The sequence below is a fragment of the Sorangium sp. So ce406 genome (assembly GCF_051474675.1).
Lineage (GTDB): Bacteria > Myxococcota_A > Polyangia > Polyangiales > Polyangiaceae > Sorangium > Sorangium cellulosum_G.
Genome location: NZ_CP150340.1, coordinates 4,801,625 through 4,819,654, shown reverse-complemented (window position 1 = coordinate 4,819,654; position 18,030 = coordinate 4,801,625). Strand labels below are relative to the sequence as shown.

The window sequence follows — 18,030 nt, the reverse complement described above, 5'->3', positions numbered from 1 at the left end:
CGAGGCGCCCGGCTCACCGCGACCTGAGCTCCTCGATCAGGAAATCCCACACCGCGGCCACACGGGGGACGTCGCGCAGCGCGCGGTGACCGACGAGCCAGAGATCGTCCGTCGGCCAGTCCGCCGCGCTCGCCTCGAGCGCGGCCGCGTACCGCAGCGGCGCGAGCCCGCGCACGTGCATGTACGGCTCCGGGACCAGCAAGGCGCCGAGCCCGGTCTCGGCCGCGGTGAGCTGGGACAGGAAGAAGCTCGTGCGCAGCGCGATGTCCGCCCCGGGCGCGTGGCGCGCGAGCCAGCGCGCGGCCGGGAAGCTCCCGAGATCGCGGTCCCAGGCGATCCACGGCAGGGCATCCCATGACGCGACGCGGCCGGCGTCCTTCACGAGCTCCCTGGATGCCGCGGCGACCCAGCGCGCCGAGGCGAGCTTCGTCACGACCAGGTCGGCGCCCTCCGGACGGACCGAGCGGAGCGCGATCTCCGCCTCGTGCCGGGTGAGATCGAGCACGCGCACGGACGCGTCCAGCTCGATCCGGATCCGAGGGTGGCGCGCGCGGAGGCGCACCAGCGCGGGCGCGACGAACACATCCGCGAACCCCGGCGCGGTGCTCACGCGGACGACGCCCTCCGCGTCCGACTCCGCGCCCGTGGCGTCGCGCGCGAGGCGCCGGTGCGCCGCTTCCATCGCCTCGGCCGCGGGCAGCACGAGCTCGGCGATGCGCGTGGGGACGAGGCCCTCGCGCGTCCGGTCGAAGAGGCGCGCGCCGAGCGACGCCTCGAGCGCCGTCAAGCGGCGGCTCACCGTCGAGGTGTCGAGGCCGAGCCGCGCGCCCGCCTGACCCAGGCTCCCGTGCCGGTGGACGGCCAGGAAGATGCGCACATCGTCCCACCGCGCGTCGCCGAGGTCCTGCGATCTCACCGCCATGCTCCGCGCTAGCGATCCGACGCGAACAGCCGGAACACCGCGATCCCGATCCCGAGGACCACGAGCCCCACCGCGAGATAGAGGAGCTTGAACGGCCCCACCTCGACGCGCTGCCCCTCGAAGAGCAGCGACGCGGCCCCGAGATCGACGAGCGTGATGAGGACGCCCGCGCCCGCGAGCCGCACCGGCAAGGCGAACATCTCCATGAGCTCCGCCGTGCTCAGGCTCTGGCGCGCGGGCGCGCGATCCATCAAGGGCGGTGGCATCCTCGACGGCGCGTGGGACGGCCTCGCGAAGGGCGCGGGCGCCGGCGGAGACCAGTCGAGCGCGAGCGGCACGACCGGCTCGGTGGGCAGGCTGTGCGACGGGAGGCCACGCGGGAGCCCGTGCGACGAGGCGCCGTGCGGCGACGGAGGGAGGCGACCGGCGCCGCGCTCGGGCAGGGCGCCGCGCTCGGGCAGATCGATCTCCTGCGTCGCCATGTCCGCGAACGCGGCGTGCGCCGTCAGGCCCGCGCCCGGCAGCTCCAGCGCGCGCGGCGACCTCGGCGCCGCGGGCGACACCGAAGCGCGCGCGGCGGGCGGCGCGTGGGAGCGGCCGGGCAGCGCGATCGGCGGCGCGCTCCGCGGCAGCCCGAGCGCCTGCTCGACCTCGTCCCAGAACGCCCCGACGTCGCGGTAGCGATCGCGCGGATCGACCGCGAGCGCCCGCCGGAAGACGCCCTCGAGCGCCTCGGGCACGAGCACGCCCTCGCTCCTCGGCGTCGGGCGGCGCTTCTCGTCGAGCACCGTGCCCATCATCGCGACGTGATCGCCGGCGATGATCTCGCGGCCGGCGAGCGCCTCGACCACGGTGACCGCGAGCCCCCACACGTCCGTCCAGGGGCCGGTCTTGCCGAAGCGCTTCGGCGCCCACTGCTCGGGCGCGCCGTACGCGGGCGTGAACGCCGTCGACAGGCCGCCCGACGTGGTGGCGGTCTGTCCGGCCATGACCGTCGCGGCGTCGCGGGCGCGGGCGATCCCGAAGTCGAGGATCTTCACGACCTCCGCGCCGTGGATCTGGGCGAGGAAGATGTTCGCCGGCTTGAGGTCGCGGTGCACGACGCACGTGGGGCCGCTCGGCCCGGGGAAGTGGTGCGCCGCCTCGAGCGCCCGCGCCACCGGCGTGAGCAGCCGGATCGCCTCGACCGGCGGCAGCGGCGGCTGCCGCTGCGCCGCGCGGGCGGCGATGTGGCTCGCGAGCGTGCCGCCCTCGAGCCACTCCAGCGCGATGAACGGCACGAAGACGCCGGTCGCCGTCGAGATCACGTCGTGGTGCAGCGGCCGGACGACGGCCGGGATCGCGGCCGAGAGGCGGAACAGCAGCTCCGCCTCCTCGCGGAACTTCTCCAGGAACTGCGCGCGGAGCTGCTCGGGCAGCGTCCCCGGGACCTTGAGGCATTTCAGCGCGACCGGCGCCCGGAACGCCTCGTGGTGAGCCCGGTACACGACGCCGAACCCCCCTTCGGCGACGACCCGCTCCACCGTGAACGCCCCCTGGGTCGTACCGACGATCCCGAAGACGTCATCGGCCATCCGCTCGAGGCTACACGACCTCGACGGCGCTTCGAAAGGGCGGCCCGGGCGCGGGCTCGCGCCCACCCGCGACCACCAGGACGCCGCCGGGAGCCCCCGGGGCCGGGCGCCCGCCCCCCCCCCCGGGGGCCCACCACCGGTGCTCGTCGACCCGGGCGACGACGCGGCGAGGCGATCACAATCAGTCAACAAAATTCATCGGTTACAGCTTCACGTAAAATCTTTCGGCTGAGGGTCGGCCGCGGCCGCCGCCCCCCCCGCGCCCCTCCCCCGGGGTCACCCGGGGGCAGCCAGACTGTCCGCCCGGGCCACACTCGGTGGTCCGTTTCACGCCGCGTCGCGCTAGGCTCGCGCGCATGCCGCCGCGTCGACGTGAGGTCGATCGACCTCTTCGCAAAGAAGTCCGCCTGCTTGGCCGCCTGCTCGGTGAAGTGCTGATCGAGCAGGAGGGGGAAGAGCTCTTCGCCATCGAGGAGCGCATCCGCACGCTCGCCATCCGCCGCCGTCGCGGTCCCAGCGACGGGCGCGCGCACGCGGCCGCGGAGCTCACCAAGCTGCTCGCGAGCCTGCCGCACGATCGTATCGAGCCCGTCATCCGGGCGTTCACCGTCTACTTCCGCCTCGTCAACCTGGCGGAGCAGCACCACCGCATCCGCCGCGCGCGCGCGTACCTGACCGACCCCGGCGCGCGCCCGCAGCGCGGCTCGCTCGAGGCCGCGATGCGCACGCTCAAGGACGCCGGCGTCCCCGCCGAGCGCGTGCGCGCCGCGCTCCGGTCGCTCGACGTGACGCTCACCCTCACCGCGCACCCGACCGAGGCCGCGCGGCGCACCGTCCTCGAGAAGCTCTACCGCATCGCGAAGAACCTCGAGGAGCGCGACCGCTGCCACCTCACGCCGGAGGAGTCCGCGCGCAAGCTCGCCGAGATCCGCGAGGAGATCACCGCGCTCTGGCAGACCGACGAGGTCCGGCGCGATCGCCCCACGGTCGGCGACGAGGTGAAGAACGTCGCCTGGTACATCGAGGAGATCCTCTGGGACCTGCTCCCCGAGCTCCCCGCCGCGATCGGGCGCGCGTTCGAGGCCGCGTACGGCGAGCCGCTCGACGCCGAGTTCGTGCCGCTCCGGATCCACTCGTGGGTGGGCGCCGACATGGACGGCAACCCGCTCGTCGTGCCCGCCGTCCTCGAGGACGCGCTGTTCGCCTACCGCATCCGCGGTCTGCGCCGGCTCATCCGCGCGGCGCGCGAGCTCGGCGGCGCGCTCTCGCAGTCGCTGCGGCACGTCACGCCGCCGCCGTGGCTGCTCGCCTCGATCGAGGAGGACGCCGCCGCGATGCCCGAGGTGGCCGCGCACTTCGGCCCGCGCACCGAGGGCGAGCCGTGGCGCCGCAAGCTGCGCTTCATCGAGGCGCGCCTCACCGCGACGCTCGAGCACGCCGAGCACGGCCGCGCCGAGGCCCGCGCGCGCTACGGGCAGGGCCCCGCGCTCGAGGGGCGCGCGTTCGTGCGCCCCGAGGAGCCGACGCACGCGGTCCCCTACCGCGAGCCGGCGGAGCTCGAGCGCGACCTCGCGCTGGTCGCCGACAGCCTCCGCGCCGCGGGCAGCGCCCGGTCGGGCGAGCGGCGCGCCCGCGCGCTGCTCTCGCAGGTGCGCGCGCTCGGGTTCGCGCTCGCGGAGCTCGAGATGCGCGCCCCCGCCGAGGACGCGCGCGCCGCGGCGGCCGAGGTCGCCGCGGGCCGCGTCGAGCCGGCGCAGATGGGGCCGGAGGCGCGCCGCGTGTTCGAGGCGCTCCAGCGCATCGCCGCCGCGCAGCGCGACAGCGGCGAGTCGGCGTGCCGCACGCTGGTGCTGTCGATGACGCAGAGCGAGAACGACATCCTCGCCGCGCTCGAGTGCGCGAGGGCCGCCGGGCTCTGGGACGAGGCGCGATCGTGCGCGCGCATCGACGTGGTCCCGCTGTTCGAGTCGCTCGGCGCGCTGAACGACAGCGCGCGGATCCTGCGCGCGCTGCTCGCGCACCCGCAGTACCGCCCGCACGTGCTCGCGCGCGGCGTGCAGGAGGTGATGATCGGCTACAGCGACTCCGGCAAGGAGGTCGGCCTGCTCGCGGCGAGCGCGGCGCTCCGGCGCGTGCAGGAGACGCTGCCGAAGATCGCGGCGGAGGCGGAGCTGCCGCTGCGCGTCTTCCACGGCCGCGGCGAGTCGGTGGCGCGCGGCGGCGGCCCGGCGCACCAGGCGCTGCTCGCGCTGCCGGCCGGCAGCGTCGGCGGCCGCTACAAGGCGACGGAGCAGGGCGAGGCGCTCGACCACAAGTACGCCCGCCCCGAGCTCGCGATGCGCACGCTGGAGCTGATGCTGAGCGGCGTCGTCCTCCACACGCTCGGCGCGCAGCCGCGGCCGCCGGCCGCGTCCGAGCTGCGCTACGCCGCGGCGTTCGACGAGCTCGCGGAGACGGGGCGGCGCGTCTACCGGGAGCTCGTCTGGGAGGAGCCCAGGTTCGTGGAGTTCTTCACGGCGGTGACCCCGATCGACGAGATCGCGCGGCTGCCGCTCGGCTCGCGCCCGAGCAAGCGGCGCGCGGGCGGCCTCGAGTCGCTGCGCGCGATCCCGTGGGTCTTCGCGTGGACCCAGAACCGGGCGATCCTCCCGGGCTGGTACGGCGTCGGCAGCGGGCTCGAGGCGATGGGCCAGCGCCCCGAGGGCGCGGAGCTGCTGAAGGAGATGATGGCGTCGTGGCCGTTCTTCCGGGCGGTCATCGACAACGTGGAGATGGTGCTCGCGAAGGCCGACATGACGATCTTCGCGGACTACGCCGAGCTCGCGCCGGCCGCCGCGCGCAAGGCGGTCGCGCCGCGGATCATCGCGGAGTACCGGCGGACGCGCTCGTGGCTCAAGCGGCTCACGGGCAACCGGCGGCTGCTCGAGGGCAACCCGACGCTCCAGCGGTCCATCTCGCTGCGCAACCCCTACGTCGACCCCCTTTCATTCCTGCAAGTCGAGCTCCTGCGGGCGAGCCGCGGCGGCGACTCCGGGTGCGATCGATCGCTGCTGCTCACGCTGAACGGCATCGCCGCCGGCATGCGGAACACGGGCTGATCGACGCGGCGTCGCCGCGTCGCTGCGCGGCGCCGTCGTCGACGCGGCGCCATCGTTCAACGCCGCGCAGCGCGGCACGGTCGCTCGACGCCTGGCGTCGTCGGGCGACCGTATCGAACGCGTGACAATCGCTCGGCCACCCGCGGCGCCGCATGGTAGAAGGCCGGCGCCATGACCAGCATCGTCGAGTTCGGACGTCCCGACACCCTTCCGGCATCGGACAAGCGCCTGCTGCTCGTCTTCGACGGCGGCAATGCCCCCGGCTACTCCTCGGTCGCTGTCGCGCTGACCGAGGAGGCGGCGCGGCGAGGCTACGAGGTGTGGGCCGCGACCGAGGGCTTCCGCTCACTGACCGCAGACGCGCGCGCCCAGCCGCAATTCGAGCGCCTCATCATGAGCCGCCGCCAGCGTTACGCCCTGCTCGCGCAGGGCATCCCGGCGCGCTCGATGGGGCGCCGCGTGCTCGACGCCGGCAGCGATTTCCGGACCGAGCGATACACCGGCTTCCTCGAGCGCGAGAAGCGCAAGCAGGCCGCCGCGAAGTTCAAGGAGCAGGGGTTCACGCACCTCATCTGCGTCGGCGGCAACGGCACGTTCGAGGGCATCAAGGCGTGGCTCCAGGAGTTCGAGGTGCGCCCGCAGGCCGGCTTCGTCAACGTCTCCATCGACAACGACCTGGAGGGCGATCGCGCGATCGGCTTCCTGTCCGGCGTGGAGACGGGCGCGAACATCGCGCGCGGGCTCTACGAGGACGCGTACACGCACAAGCGCATCTACATCCTCGAGATGATGGGCAACCGCAGCGGGCGGCACGCGCTGCACTGCGCGGTGGCGGCGCGGTCGCACCTCATCGTGCTCCCCTTCTTCCGCTTCCCCCAGGACGTGCTGGCCGAGCTCGCCGAGGGCCTCGGGCGCGCCGACTACGCGCTCGTGATCGTGGCCGAGGGCTACGAGGCCGAGCGCCGCCGCAAGGAGCACCCCGGCATGTCGGCGAGCGAGTTCCTGAAGCACCAGCTCGAGGGCGCCGGGCTCCGCGACGCGCCGGACAAGCGCGTCATCGCCGAGCCGTTCAGCCGGTACATCCGCGGCATCCGCCCCGCGTTCCTCGACGTGTCGGCGGCCTTCCTGAAGGGGTCGCTGCTCCTGTCGGCGTTCGACGAGGGGCGCACCGAGGTGATGCCGTACGTGCTCGCCGCGAACGACGTCGGCGTGCTGGATTTCGCCTCGATTCGCCGCGAGGACGGCGTCGAGCGCGCGTTCCTGCCGCTGCTCGACCGGCTCGACCTGCAGCGCTTCAAGACGTGGATCCTCGACCACTTCATCAGCCTCGGGGGCGCCCGGCCGAGCCGCGCGCCCGCGCCGGCCGGCTGAGCCGCGCCGGCCTGGGCGCGCCGGCTCAGGCGACCGCGCGGGTCAGCGCGCCCGCGAGGTGCTCGCGCGCCCAGTCCTCGAACCGCCGCCACCCGATCTCCGGGTAGGCGGCGCGGAGCGCGGCGAGGTCGACGCCGTGGCCGCCGCGCGCGAGCCAGCGGAACAGGGCGGCGAGGTCCTCGCTGCGCGCGCGGACCTCGGCAAGCGGGACCTCGGCGTAGCGGATCTCGCGGCCGGCGATGCGGGAGAGCGCCGCGGTGGCCTCGGCGCCGGTGAGCTCGTCGGAGGCGAGCTCGATCCGCTGCCCGAGGAAGTCGCGCCGGCGCTCGATCACGAGCGCCGCGAACCGCGCCATGTCGTCCGTCGCGAGCTGCTGGAGCGGGCAGCCCCCGGGGAGCGGGACGGCGTACACGCCGCGCCGGAGGGCGTGGAGCGACGCGGGCGCGAGCAGGCTTTCCATGAGGTAGACGGGCCCGAGGATCGTGCACGGCACGCCGAGGGCGGCGATGGTCCGCTCGACGGCCGCCTTGCCCTCGAAGTGGGGGATGCCCGTGCCCCGGTCGGCGCCCGCGACCGACGTGTAGACGAGGTGCGCCCCGCCCGCCGCCTTGACCGCCTCGGCGACGATGAGCCCGCGCCGCACCTCGGCGTCGGCCCCGCCCTCGATCGGCGCGCCAGCGACGAAGACGGCGTCGACGCCGGCCGCCGCGCGCGCGACCGAGCGGGGCTCGTCGAGGCTGCCGTGGACGATCTCGGCCCCGAGCTCGATGAGGCGCGCCGCGGCGGGATCGCCGGGCCTGCGGCTCAGGGCGCGCACGCGGTGCCCGCGCGCGAGCAGAGATCGCGCGATCGCCCCGCCCTGGGCCCCCGTCGCCCCCGTCACCAGCACCCGCATGGGCGCGCTATGGGGCTTGCCGCGCGCTCTGTAAGCCCTCTGGCCGCGGTCGGGGGCGCTCGCCGGGCTCGCTCGCGCGACGCCGCGCCCGGCGGCGCGGTCAGGGCTCGCCGCTGATGAGGCGCGCGATGGTGTAGATGGTCGCGGAGAGGATGGCCGACGCGGGGATCGTGAAGATCCAGGCCCAGACGATGCGGCCGGCGACGCCCCAGCGGACCGTGGAGAGGCGCCCGCTCGCGCCGCCGACCCCGACGATGGCGCCCGTGATCGTGTGCGTCGTGCTCACGGGGATGCCGAGCGCCGTGGCGCTGAACAGCGTCGCCGCGCCGGCCGTCTCGGCCGCGAAGCCGCCCACCGGCTTGAGCTTCGTGATCTTCATGCCCATCGTCTTCACGATGCGCCAGCCGCCGGAGAGCGTGCCGAGGCCCATCGCGGCGTGGCAGACGAGCACGACCCAGAGCATCGGCTTCGGGTCGTGGCCGCCCCCCTGCACGCCCGCGGAGATGAGCAGCGCCGTGATGATGCCCATCGTCTTCTGCGCGTCGTTGCCGCCGTGCCCGAGCGAGTAGGCGGCCGCGGAGAGGAGCTGCAGCCGCCGGAACCGGGAGCTCACCTTCCCCGGCGTCCAGCTGCGCGCGAGCAGCTGGATCGCGCGCATGAGCGAGTACCCGATGATGGCGCCGAGCAGGGGCGACACCAGGATGAAGGCCGCCGTCTTGCCGAAGACGGTCGCGTCGAGCACCGACAGCCGCCCCGCGCTCTTGACCGCGGCCCCCGCGAAGCCGCCCATCAGCGCGTGCGACGACGACGACGGCAGCCCCCACCACCAGGTGAGCAGGTTCCAGACGATCGCGCCGAGCAGGCCGCCCAGGATGACGTTCGGGGTGATGAACCCCGGCTCGACGCCCTTCGCGATGTTGCGCGCGACCGTGGGCTCGAACAGGGCGAACGCGATGAAGTTGAAGACGGCCGCCCAGAGCACCGCGGTGCGCGGCGACAGGACGCGCGTCGAGACGACGGTCGCGATCGAGTTCGCGGCGTCGTGAAAGCCGTTGATGTAATCAAACACCAACGCGATCGCGATGATGAGGAGGATGTAGGTGGTCATGCGTGCTCGAGCACGATGCCTTCGATGATGTTCGCGACGTCCTCGCAGCGGTCCGTCGCGTTCTCCAGAAGGTCATAGATGTCGCGCCACTTCATCACGAGGAGCGGGTCGTTCCCCTTCCTGAAGAGCGCCGCGAGCGCCGTGCGGTAGTGCCCGTCCGCCTTGTTCTCGAGCTTGTTGATCTCGACGCAGAGCTCGAGGAGGTTCGGCTGCCGCTTGATGTCCCTGAGCGCCTGGATGGCCGAGCTCATGACGGTGCACGACTCGACGACGGCCTGCGCGAGCTGCCGCGCCTCAGGGGGCGGGCTGTCGATCTCGAACAGCACGAGCCGCACGCTCGCCGCCTCGATGCAGTCGAGCACGTCGTCGAGGCGGGTGATCAGGGCGTGGATCTCCTCGCGGTCGAGCGGGGTGATCCAGGTCTGGTGCAGCGCCGCCAGGCATCCGTGGGTGATCTTGTCGGCCTCGTCCTCGAGGTCCGAGATCTTCTTCGCGAACGCCTGCGCGTCATCGAGCCGGTCGAGCATCTCCAGGAGGAGCTCGCTCGCGGCGACGCTCCGCTGCGCATGGTCGGCCAGCGCGTCGAAGAAGACCGCGTCACGGGTCAGTCCCATGGGGGCTGCCGTTTAGCCGTCTCCCCGCATCACGTCAACGAGTCGTCACGGGGCAGACAAAACCAGGTAACATCATGAATCTTGGCGCGCGCCACGCGCGCGGCGCGGCACGCGCGTGGCGCGCCGCGCACGTGCGTGCCGCGCCACGTCGCGCGCGCGGGTGACATGGGTATTCGAAGCAAGCTCATCGCGTTCGCCGTGGGGATCGCGGTCCTCGCGGCGGTGGTGTTCGACGGCTACGTCGTGAAGACGCTCGGAGCGGAGCTCGGGCAGCACACGGAGGCCGATCTGGCGGTGCGGACGGCGCTCGTCGCCGAGTCGGTCGCGCGGGCGGGCGACCTCGCGTCCGAGGCGACCGCGCTCGCGGCGACGCTGTCGGCGCGCGCCGGCGCGCGCGTCACGCTGATCGATCCGGCGGGCGTGGTGCGGGGCGACTCGTCGGTCGCGCCGGAGCGGCTCGGAGGGCTCGAGCCGCACGCGACGCGCGACGAGGTCGCCGACGCGCGGCACCACGGCGTCGGGCGCAGCGAGCGCGTGAGCAGGACGACGCAGATGCGGATGCTCTACGCCGCGCAGCGGCTCGATCGGCCGGACGGCCCGTGGATCGTGCGGCTCGCGTTCGAGCCGGTCGCGATCGATCGCAGCCTGTCCGCCGCCCACGCGCGCGTGGTGCAGGGCACGTGGCTCGCCCTCGCGCTCGCCGTGAGCGCGGCGCTCGTCGGGGCGGGCGCGCTCTCCGGTCGGCTCGTGTACCTCACCGGCGTCGCGCGGGAGATGCGCGGCGACCTGAGCCGGCGCGCGCGCGTGCAGGGGCGCGACGAGATCGCCGCGCTCGGCGGCGCGCTGGACGATCTCGCCGAGAGCCTGGAGCGCTCGCGGCGCGAGCTCGGGGGCGAGGGCGAGCGCTTCGGCGCGGTGCTCGAGTCGATGCGCGAGGGCGTGCTCGTCACGGACGAGCGGGGCGACATCTCGCTCGTGAACCCGGCGCTCTCGCAGCTCCTCGGCATCCGCGGGGACGCGGTCGGCCGCCCGCCGATCGAGGTGCTCCGCTCGGCGGGCCTGCACGAGCTGCTCGAGGAGGTCGCGCTCGCGCGCGCAGCGGCGACGCGCGAGATCGAGATCGCGCCTGCGACGCCGGGGGCGGCGGGGCCCCCGGGTCGGAGGATCCTCGTCGTGAACGCGGCGCCGCTCGCGCTGCCGGCGCAGAGCCGCGGCGCGGCGGGGGTCGTCGCCGTCTTCTTCGACGTGACGGAGCTGCGGCGGATCGAGGGGCTGCAGCGCAACTTCATCGCCAACGCGTCGCACGAGCTCCGCACGCCGGTCGCGTCCATCCGCGCGAGCAGCGAGACGCTCCTCGGCGGCGCGCTCGACGACCCGGAGGCGGCGCGGGACTTCGTCGAGGTGATCGAGCGCAACGCGGCGCGGCTGCACCGGCTCGTGAACGACCTGCTCGATCTGTCGCGCATCGAGGGGCGCGAGCGGCCGCTGTCGCAGGGTTCGCTCGACCTCGCGACGCAGGCTGAGGCGGCGGTCGCGCTCCTGCGCGGGCGCGCGCGGGAGAAGGGGACCGAGGTGGAGGTCGACGTGGCGCCCGGCACGCTCGTCACGGCGGATCCGCGCGCGCTGGACCAGATCCTGACCAACCTCGTCGACAACGCGATCCAGCACACGCCGGACGGCTCGCGCGTCGTGGTGCGCGCGCGGAGCGCGAACGGGCGCGTGCTCCTGGAGATCGAGGACGACGGCCACGGCATCCCCGCGGTGCATCAGGCGCGCGTGTTCGAGCGGTTCTATCGCGTGGATCCGGGGCGCTCCCGCGCGTCGGGGGGCACCGGGCTCGGCCTCTCGATCGCGAAGCACCTCGTCGAGGCGATGCGCGGCGACATCTCCGTGACGACCGGGGCGGCCGGCGGCGCGCTCTTCCGGGTGACGCTGCCGGGCGCGACGGCGGGCGCGCCGCGGTAGGCGCGGGCCACGCTGGCGCTGCGCCGCGCGAGGTCGGTCGCGGCGGCGCGGGAGTCGGTGCGAGCGCCACGGCGCGGGAGGCGGCGCGAGCGCCACGGCGCGCGAGACGGTGCGAGCGCTACGGCGCGCAGGCGGTGCGGCAGGAGTCGAACGACTCCTGGCACGCCGTCGGGTTCTCGATCCTGGGCAGGCCGCCGTCCGGGGGGAACTTCGGCGTGAGGCAGGTCTGGAGGATCGACTGGCACTTGGCGGCGCACGCCGCGAGCTTGCTCGAGAGCGCGCCTGCGTCGGGCGTCGCCGGCGCGCCCGCGTCCGTCGGCGCGCCGCCGTCCGTGGCCGCGCCCGCGTCCGCCTTCGCTCCCGCGGCGGCGGGCTGCGCCGGCGACGCCTTCGCGGTCGCGGGGGGCGCGGCCGGGGTCGGGGTCGCGGCCGGCACGGTCCCGGTGGCCGCAGGAAGCGGCGCCGTCGCGGGAGGCGCGGTGACGTCGGCCGGCGCGGGGGCGACCTCCTCGGGATCGTCGCTGGACTTGCACGCCGCGATCAGCAGCGCTGGCGAGGCGATCATCACGGCAAAGGCAGCGAAGAGCTTGTGGGCGCGCATCGGTGCTTCATGCTGCGCCTCCGCCGGAAACGCAACCCTCGCGCGGGAGGCGCGGCGCGCGCCCTGCGTGACGCACGCACCTTGTTACAGGCGCGCGCACCCTGGGTGACGCACGCGCCTCGTTTCTGGAGGGAAAGGGGCTCCGGCAGGAGCGGGCCTGTCGCGCAGGAGCGCTATTCCGTCCTGAAGATCACGTGGAATCCATAGCGGGTCTCCACGATGTCGCTGAGCTGATGGATGTCGAGCTCGAACGCCGCGTCCGCGAACGGCGGCAGGACGTCGGCGCGCTCGATGGTGCCGAGGGAGCCGCCGCGCGACGCCGCGCCCGCCTCCTCGCTGTACGCCGCGACCACCTCGCCGAAGTCGGCGCCGCCGCGGATCTTGTCGCGCGCCTCCATCGCGCGCAGGCATGCCTCCTCGCGCGTGCGGGTCGCGCCCTCGGCGCGCTCGGCGCCGGCGTGGCGGACGAGGATGTGCTTCACGCCGATGCGCGGCGGCTCATCGGCGCGTCCCTCCCGCTTCGCTGTGGCGGCGGCGAGGCACGCGGCGGCGTTCGGGGCGCTCGCCTCGGCGGGGGCGGCGCTGTCCGGCGCGGCGGCGGGCGGCGTCCGGGGCGCGCCGCATGCGGCCGCGAGCGCGGTGACGAGCGCCGCGCCCAGGAGGACGAGCGGAGAGGGGCGTACGAGCTGCCGCATCGCCGCGAGCATATCGCCAGGCGTTCACGGGATCGGAACATTCCGAGCGGAGGTGCGCCTGGACGACGGAAAGGTGGTGGTCGTCGCACCGGGAGGGTCCTGCGCTGCGCGTCAGCGTCGCTCGCGATGCGTGGGGTTTGCATCGTGCGTCGCATCGCTGGTAAGAAGGCAGCATGCAGCGCCTCCTCCTCGCGGCCGCACTGGGTGCCGCGCTGATCGCCGGTTGCAGCACCGCCTTCCGAGACAAACGCACGCCTTCCGGTGAGTTCTGCAGCGACATGCACGTCGTGCCGGCGGGCCAGCTCCCCGATCGCGAGTACCATCGCCTTCAGCCCATCGCGAGCGATCCCGAGGCCCGGACCGAGGCAGAGCGCCTCGAGTCGCTCCGCAAGGCCGCGTGCGCCGTGGGCGGCGATGCGGTCATCGAGGCGGTCAACGAGGAGATCCGCACCGAGGACGGCCGGTACGCGAGCGTCGCGAGCGGCACCGCGGTGATCTGGGTCCGCCGCACGGATGGAGAGGCGAAGCCGCTGACGTTGCATCCGGCGAACAAGCCCGCCGATTCGGCGGCGCCCCCCGAGCCCGAGGCGCCCCCTGCGGATCCGGCTGAGCCTGCGTCCGACGAGCCTTACGAGGAGACCCCTGCGCCCGCCGCCTCGGCCCCGCCGGCCAAGCCTGGCAAGCCCGGGTCGAAGCCCTCGCCGGCGTCGTCGGCCAAGCCTTCCTCCCCCACCCCGCCCGCCTCGGCTACCCCGCCCTCCTCCCCCACCCCGCCCTCGTCGGCCAAGCCCTCGACCCCGGCGGCGCCCGTGAAGCCCCCGCCGAAGAAGTGATCGCTCTGTCCCGGCGCTGCCGGGACACAGAGGAGCGACGGCGATTCAGCCGGCGCCTGCCGTCACAGCGGTGTCTCCGCGAAGCCCATGTGGAGGCTCGCGGGCTCGCACGCGCAGCCAGGGGTCCTGATCACGGATACCTTGTTCGAGTCTCTCCGCCTTCCCTGCTGCTGCCACCAGGTTGCCCTGGTCCCATGAGGCGGCGGCCGTAGGCTCCGTGAGAGGGAGTCCGCCGCGCGGCGGATTCCCTTTCACGGAGCCGGGCGACTCGGCACGCCCTGAACGCCCGAGAGCGCGGATTCCTACTTTTGCGGAGCAGGCGGCGCCGCCGGCGGCTGGCCCGACGACGAGGGCGCCGGCCCTGGCGTGCCGGATCTCGGCAGAACCTTCGTACCGCTCGGGAGTCCCCCCCCGTCACGCCGGTTGGGCAGCGGAGCCGCCTCGCCCGGCACGCCACCGGCCGGCGGAAGGCTGGATCCACCGCTCGGCAGCACGTTCGGCTTGAGGACCCCCTGCCCGGGCAGCGTGCCCTGGGTCGGCAGCGCGCCCTGCGATTTCTGCGGCAGCACCCCGCCGGAAGGCAGGATCTGCTCGGTCCCCTCGGGCGCCCCGGTGAGCGGCTTCGCCCCCGCGGGGCCGTAGCGCAGGATGCGGAAGACCACGCGCCGGTTCTTCGACGTCATGAACTGGCAGTCGGGCGAGAGCTGCGCGTCCGGCCCGGTGCAGCCGGTGTCGTCGTAGATGGGCTGCGTGTGCCCGTAGCCGACCGCCTGGAGCCGCGACGGGTCGACGCCCTTCGCGATCAGGTACGCCATGACGCTGGCCACGCGGCGCTGGGACAGCGCCATGTTGTACAGGTCGGTCGCGCGCACGTCGGTGTGGCCCTCGATCCGCACCTCGCGGATGTCCGGGTTGTCGATCAGCACCTGCGCGACGGCCTCGAGCGTGGGGTTCGAGTCCTCGAGGATGATGTCTCTGTCGGTCGCGAAGTGCACCTGCTCGGTGATCACGATCTCGTCGCCCTTGACGAAGGCGAGGGGGCAGCCGTTCTTCCCGTGCGGACCGGCGGGCTTGTCGGGGCACTGGTCGTCGCGATCGAAGAAGCCGTCGCCGTCGGTGTCCAGATCCGGACAGCCAAAGTTCTCGGGGCTGCCCGGCACGTCGGGGCAGCGATCCGCCGCGCCGATGAGCCCGTCGCGGTCCGGATCGTCGTTGTCGCGCTGCTGCAGGCGGTTGATCTCCTCCTGCTCCTGCGAGGTCTTCGGCTGCCACGTGATGACGTTGAAGAAGCGGATCGCGGGCGCGCCGAAGCCGCAGGCCGCGCCGAAGCTGCCGCCGAAGGTGATCGTGATGCCGTGCTTGGTCTGCCAGCGCAGACCGAGGAGCGCCTCCGCGGGGATCTGCCCGGGATCGTCGGGGTAGCCGGTGAGCGAGGGGTAGCCGTACACCTCGCCGATGACCGAGAGGCCCCAGCGCTGCACGACGTACTGCTCGGCGGCCACGCCGAACTGCGCCATGTCGCCGACGCGAACGCCCGCGAACTGGTTGTCGGGCCTGAGCCAGATGCCGGCGTTCGCCGCGAGGAGCAGCCCGAAGTTGAAGCGGTAGTCGCCGATCAGCGTCACGCCGCCGCTCAGCGCGCCGTCGCTGGCGAACGCGTTCTGGTCGCCCGTGGGGAAGTTGAGGTTACCCGCGATCGCCATCCCGAACCCCTCCTTGACCTGCTCCTTCCGGTTCAGGTACGGGAGCGAGACCTTCGTCGAGAGGCGGAGATCGCCGACCGTGGAGCTCTTGACCGAGCCCTCGGTGCCGAAGCGCCGGAGGTTGCCGCCCTCCTGGAAGAGGATGAGCGGCATGGTCATAGTGACGTCGAAGACGTCGAAGAAGCCGATGCCCGCGAGGAGCGCGAGCTCGAGCCGCCCGGTGATGGCGTTGACCGCCTGCTTCGTGTCGTCGCCCGCGACGAAGAGCACGAGCGGGTCGGCCGCGATGTCGCTGTAGAGGCCGACGGTCGGGGAGAGGTTCCCGATGACCTCGGACTTCTGGACCATCACGAGGTCCCGCGGCGCGGCGGCCGGGCGGAAGACCTGCGCGTCGAAGCGCCCCTCCTCGGCGAGCGCGGGGCTCCCGGCGAGCAGCGCGGAGAGCGCGAGGAGCGGAGCGAGGAGGGACGAGCGCCTTCTCACGAGACACCCCCGCGGCTCTGCCGGCGCTTTCTTTCGAGCAGGGCCAGCGCCGCGAGGGCGAGGAGCCCGGCGGGCCGCGGGTCTCCGCCCTTCTGGCCGACGACCGAGACGCTGCAGATCTCGGCAAGGGTGCCGCCGCACGCGACGTTGTCCGGCATCGGGCCGAGCGCGCACTCCTTGGCGTCCGCCTCGTCGGTCCAGCGGCAGTGCTCGTTGCCGAGGCAGTCGAGGTTCGACTTGCAGGAGACGTCGCACGTGTTGGTCGCGAGATCGCAGGTGTTGCCGCAGGGACACTGGGTGTCGGCGTAGCACTCGACGCACTTCTCGCCGTCGCAGAACGGGGTGTCCTCGGCGCAGGTCGCCATGCACCCCGGCTCGCACGCGTGCGTCTCGGGGTTGCACGTCGTGCCGGCGCACTGCTCGTCCGAGGTGCAGCGCACGCAGGTCGCGGTCTGGGCGAACTGGCCGAAGCAGAACGGCGTGTCGTCGCCGCAGCTATCGCAGCGCGGCCCGCAGCGCCGGTCCTTGACGCACTCCTTGCACTCGCCGCTCAGGCAGTACTGGCCCTCGGCGCAGTCCATGTCGTTGCGGCACGCGGCGCACGCCGTCCCGATGGGCCCGGGGAGGCAGAAATCCACCGGCGGCGTCTGCGGATCGTTCGGGTCCTCGGGATGCGCGCAGTCGACGCAGCCCTCGCCGCAGCAGTTGGGCTGCGCGTTCTCCGGGATGGCGTCGACGCAGTGGCCGGTCGGCGTGTGGCACCGCTTGCCGGCGGGGCACTGCGCGTCCTCGAGGCACTCGACGCACATCGGGTCGCCGCCCGGCTCGACGGCCGCGCAGTCCATCTGCGTGCCGTTGATGCCGTTCGGACAGCAGTTGCACGAGTTGCCGGCGCACCGGTCGGCGGTGTCGCACACGACGCAGGTGTGATCGACGCAGATCTTGCCGCGCAGGCAGTCCGCGTCGGTCTCGCACTCGTACTCCTCCTTGCACTCGTGCGTCTCGGGGTCGCAGACGAAGCCGTCGCGGCAGTCGTCGCTGGTGCGGCACTCGGCGCACTGCGTCCTGCCCTCCAGGTTGATGCAGAACAGGGTGTCGCCCGTGCAGGCCGAGCAGGATTCGCCGCAGAATCGTGCGGTGTCACACGGGGCGCAGAGGGCCGCCTCATTGCAATAGTAGCTTCCAGGACAGCCGTTGGTCCCGGCCTGGCCGGCAAACTGGCGATTGCACTGCTGGCACTGGTCGAGATCGGGGAACGACGGCGAGCCGCTCAGCGTCTGGAAGAACTGCGCGGGTTGGAAGAGGGAAAAGTTAGCCGCCTTGAGGCTCTCGCTGCCTTCTACCCGCGCGCCGAGCTCGAAGTCCTCGAACTCGCCGACGAAGTAGGACATCTCGAGTGCCGCGTGCTCGGCGATCTCGACGTAGAGGATCTCGAGCGGGTACAGGCCTGGCTTCTCGAAGATGACGGTGTTCGTGAGGCGCCATGTCGGAAGGCCGAGCCGCGCCGGACGGACCATGACGGGCTTCACGCCGTTGAGCTTGTCCCAGAAGGTGAGGCTTATCGCATCGTCGGCGTAGAGACCGATATGAACGGTTCGACCCACGATGTCCTCGGGGACGAGCAAGAACCCGCGGAGCCTGGAGCCGAACGGCTGGCTGGTGCCGTGGCTGTTCCAGGGGAAGTCGCACCCGCCCTCCTGGCACGTCGTCGACATCAGTCCGGTGAAGTCGCCGTAGCTCAGCGGGCCTTCGTCGTCCTGGTTCTCGTCCTCATCAACGTCGCTGTTGTTGTTGCTGAGATCCAGGACGGTCCGAACGACGTATTCGCGATACCCTGCCTCGACAACCCCGTTCTTGCTGGTGATGAACGCATTGACCTTGTCGTTATAAGCCAGACGCTCGCCAGGTTCGTCCCTGGGGAGGGGCACGTAGAAATCGTTATCCACGTTGTCGGACAGGGCCGATGCGGCGCAGAGGCCGGTCCCCTCGACCTCCGGCAGCGTGTCGATGGTGGGCTCATAGAGGGTGACCGGGCCGAATGGCTGCGATTGTGCACGCGCCGGCGCCGGCTGCGCGACGCACAGCGCCGCTGCGGCGGCCAGAGCAAGTCCTCGAACACGCATGGCTCGCTCGCGGCTCAGCATCGCTCACGGTTTCCTGGCGCCGTT

At 73.2% G+C, this 18,030-nt stretch carries 13 protein-coding genes; 4 read left to right on the top strand and 9 right to left on the bottom strand.

From position 1 onward, the window contains the following. Positions 1-13: 13 nt before the first annotated feature. Together WME96_RS17585 and WME96_RS17580 are read right to left on the bottom strand one after the other, a co-directional pair. A complete protein-coding gene (locus tag WME96_RS17585) occupies positions 14-916 on the bottom strand; it encodes a LysR family transcriptional regulator (protein ID WP_437291270.1) in 903 nt (300 codons plus the stop codon). 14 nt (positions 917-930) lie between these two features. After that, positions 931-2,496, bottom strand: a complete 1,566-nt coding sequence (locus WME96_RS17580) for a serine/threonine-protein kinase (RefSeq protein ID WP_437291269.1) — start codon at positions 2,494-2,496, stop codon at positions 931-933. A gap of 356 nt (positions 2,497-2,852) precedes the next feature. Between WME96_RS17580 and WME96_RS17575 the strand changes: the two genes are divergently transcribed. Beyond that, positions 2,853-5,594: a phosphoenolpyruvate carboxylase gene (locus WME96_RS17575; RefSeq protein ID WP_437291268.1), complete on the top strand. Its 2,742-nt coding sequence runs from the start codon at positions 2,853-2,855 to the stop codon at positions 5,592-5,594. Positions 5,595-5,765: 171 nt separating this feature from the next. Beyond that, positions 5,766-6,965: a 6-phosphofructokinase gene (locus tag WME96_RS17570; protein WP_437291267.1), complete on the top strand. Its 1,200-nt coding sequence runs from the start codon at positions 5,766-5,768 to the stop codon at positions 6,963-6,965. A 25-nt stretch (positions 6,966-6,990) separates the two neighbouring features. On the opposite strand, the gene WME96_RS17565 is transcribed toward WME96_RS17570, so the two are convergent. The 3 genes from WME96_RS17565 to WME96_RS17555 all read right to left on the bottom strand — a co-directional run bounded on the left by WME96_RS17565 (position 6,991) and on the right by WME96_RS17555 (position 9,582). After that, the gene (locus tag WME96_RS17565; protein WP_437291266.1) at positions 6,991-7,860 is read right to left on the bottom strand and encodes an NmrA/HSCARG family protein; all 870 of its coding nucleotides are present in this window, start codon (positions 7,858-7,860) and stop codon (positions 6,991-6,993) included. A 100-nt stretch (positions 7,861-7,960) separates the two neighbouring features. Further along, the gene (locus WME96_RS17560; RefSeq protein ID WP_437291265.1) at positions 7,961-8,968 is read right to left on the bottom strand and encodes an anion permease; all 1,008 of its coding nucleotides are present in this window, start codon (positions 8,966-8,968) and stop codon (positions 7,961-7,963) included. Then, positions 8,965-9,582 carry a DUF47 domain-containing protein gene (locus WME96_RS17555; RefSeq protein ID WP_437291264.1) on the bottom strand — a complete coding sequence of 206 codons (618 nt, stop codon included), beginning with the start codon at positions 9,580-9,582 and terminating at the stop codon, positions 8,965-8,967. The genes WME96_RS17560 and WME96_RS17555 overlap by 4 nt, the downstream gene beginning before the upstream one ends. 165 nt (positions 9,583-9,747) lie before the next feature. Here WME96_RS17555 and WME96_RS17550 point away from each other — a divergent pair, with 165 nt between their 5' ends. Next, positions 9,748-11,547: a HAMP domain-containing sensor histidine kinase gene (locus WME96_RS17550; RefSeq protein WP_437291263.1), complete on the top strand. Its 1,800-nt coding sequence runs from the start codon at positions 9,748-9,750 to the stop codon at positions 11,545-11,547. A gap of 118 nt (positions 11,548-11,665) precedes the next feature. Here WME96_RS17550 and WME96_RS17545 read toward each other — a convergent pair whose 3' ends face one another. Together WME96_RS17545 and WME96_RS17540 are read right to left on the bottom strand one after the other, a co-directional pair. Continuing rightward, the gene (locus tag WME96_RS17545) at positions 11,666-12,148 is read right to left on the bottom strand and encodes a hypothetical protein (protein ID WP_437291262.1); all 483 of its coding nucleotides are present in this window, start codon (positions 12,146-12,148) and stop codon (positions 11,666-11,668) included. Between the two features lie 173 nt (positions 12,149-12,321). Beyond that, complete coding sequence (locus WME96_RS17540; RefSeq protein ID WP_437291261.1) at positions 12,322-12,843, bottom strand: peptidylprolyl isomerase; 522 nt, start codon at positions 12,841-12,843, stop codon at positions 12,322-12,324. Between the two features lie 173 nt (positions 12,844-13,016). On the opposite strand from WME96_RS17540, the gene WME96_RS17535 reads away from it, so the two are divergent. Beyond that, entirely contained in the window at positions 13,017-13,676 is a 660-nt protein-coding gene (locus WME96_RS17535) for a hypothetical protein (protein ID WP_437291260.1), read from the top strand. Positions 13,677-13,978: 302 nt separating this feature from the next. On the opposite strand, the gene WME96_RS17530 is transcribed toward WME96_RS17535, so the two are convergent. Together WME96_RS17530 and traA are read right to left on the bottom strand one after the other, a co-directional pair. Next, positions 13,979-15,862, bottom strand: a complete 1,884-nt coding sequence (locus tag WME96_RS17530; protein WP_437291259.1) for an OmpA family protein — start codon at positions 15,860-15,862, stop codon at positions 13,979-13,981. After that, entirely contained in the window at positions 15,859-18,006 is a 2,148-nt protein-coding gene (gene traA, locus WME96_RS17525) for an outer membrane exchange protein TraA family protein (RefSeq protein WP_437291258.1), read from the bottom strand. The genes WME96_RS17530 and traA overlap by 4 nt, the downstream gene beginning before the upstream one ends. Between the last annotated feature and the right edge of the window lie 24 nt (positions 18,007-18,030).

Coding starts and splice junctions, on each gene's coding strand:
- WME96_RS17580 (WP_437291269.1), bottom strand. CDS start 2,496: ATGGCCGATGACGTCTTCGGGATCGTCGGTACGACCCAGGGGGCGTTC.
- WME96_RS17575 (WP_437291268.1), top strand. CDS start 2,853: ATGCCGCCGCGTCGACGTGAGGTCGATCGACCTCTTCGCAAAGAAGTC.
- WME96_RS17570 (WP_437291267.1), top strand. CDS start 5,766: ATGACCAGCATCGTCGAGTTCGGACGTCCCGACACCCTTCCGGCATCG.
- WME96_RS17565 (WP_437291266.1), bottom strand. CDS start 7,860: ATGCGGGTGCTGGTGACGGGGGCGACGGGGGCCCAGGGCGGGGCGATC.
- WME96_RS17560 (WP_437291265.1), bottom strand. CDS start 8,968: ATGACCACCTACATCCTCCTCATCATCGCGATCGCGTTGGTGTTTGAT.
- WME96_RS17555 (WP_437291264.1), bottom strand. CDS start 9,582: ATGGGACTGACCCGTGACGCGGTCTTCTTCGACGCGCTGGCCGACCAT.
- WME96_RS17550 (WP_437291263.1), top strand. CDS start 9,748: ATGGGTATTCGAAGCAAGCTCATCGCGTTCGCCGTGGGGATCGCGGTC.
- WME96_RS17545 (WP_437291262.1), bottom strand. CDS start 12,148: ATGCGCGCCCACAAGCTCTTCGCTGCCTTTGCCGTGATGATCGCCTCG.
- WME96_RS17540 (WP_437291261.1), bottom strand. CDS start 12,843: ATGCGGCAGCTCGTACGCCCCTCTCCGCTCGTCCTCCTGGGCGCGGCG.
- WME96_RS17535 (WP_437291260.1), top strand. CDS start 13,017: ATGCAGCGCCTCCTCCTCGCGGCCGCACTGGGTGCCGCGCTGATCGCC.
- traA (WP_437291258.1), bottom strand. CDS start 18,006: ATGCTGAGCCGCGAGCGAGCCATGCGTGTTCGAGGACTTGCTCTGGCC.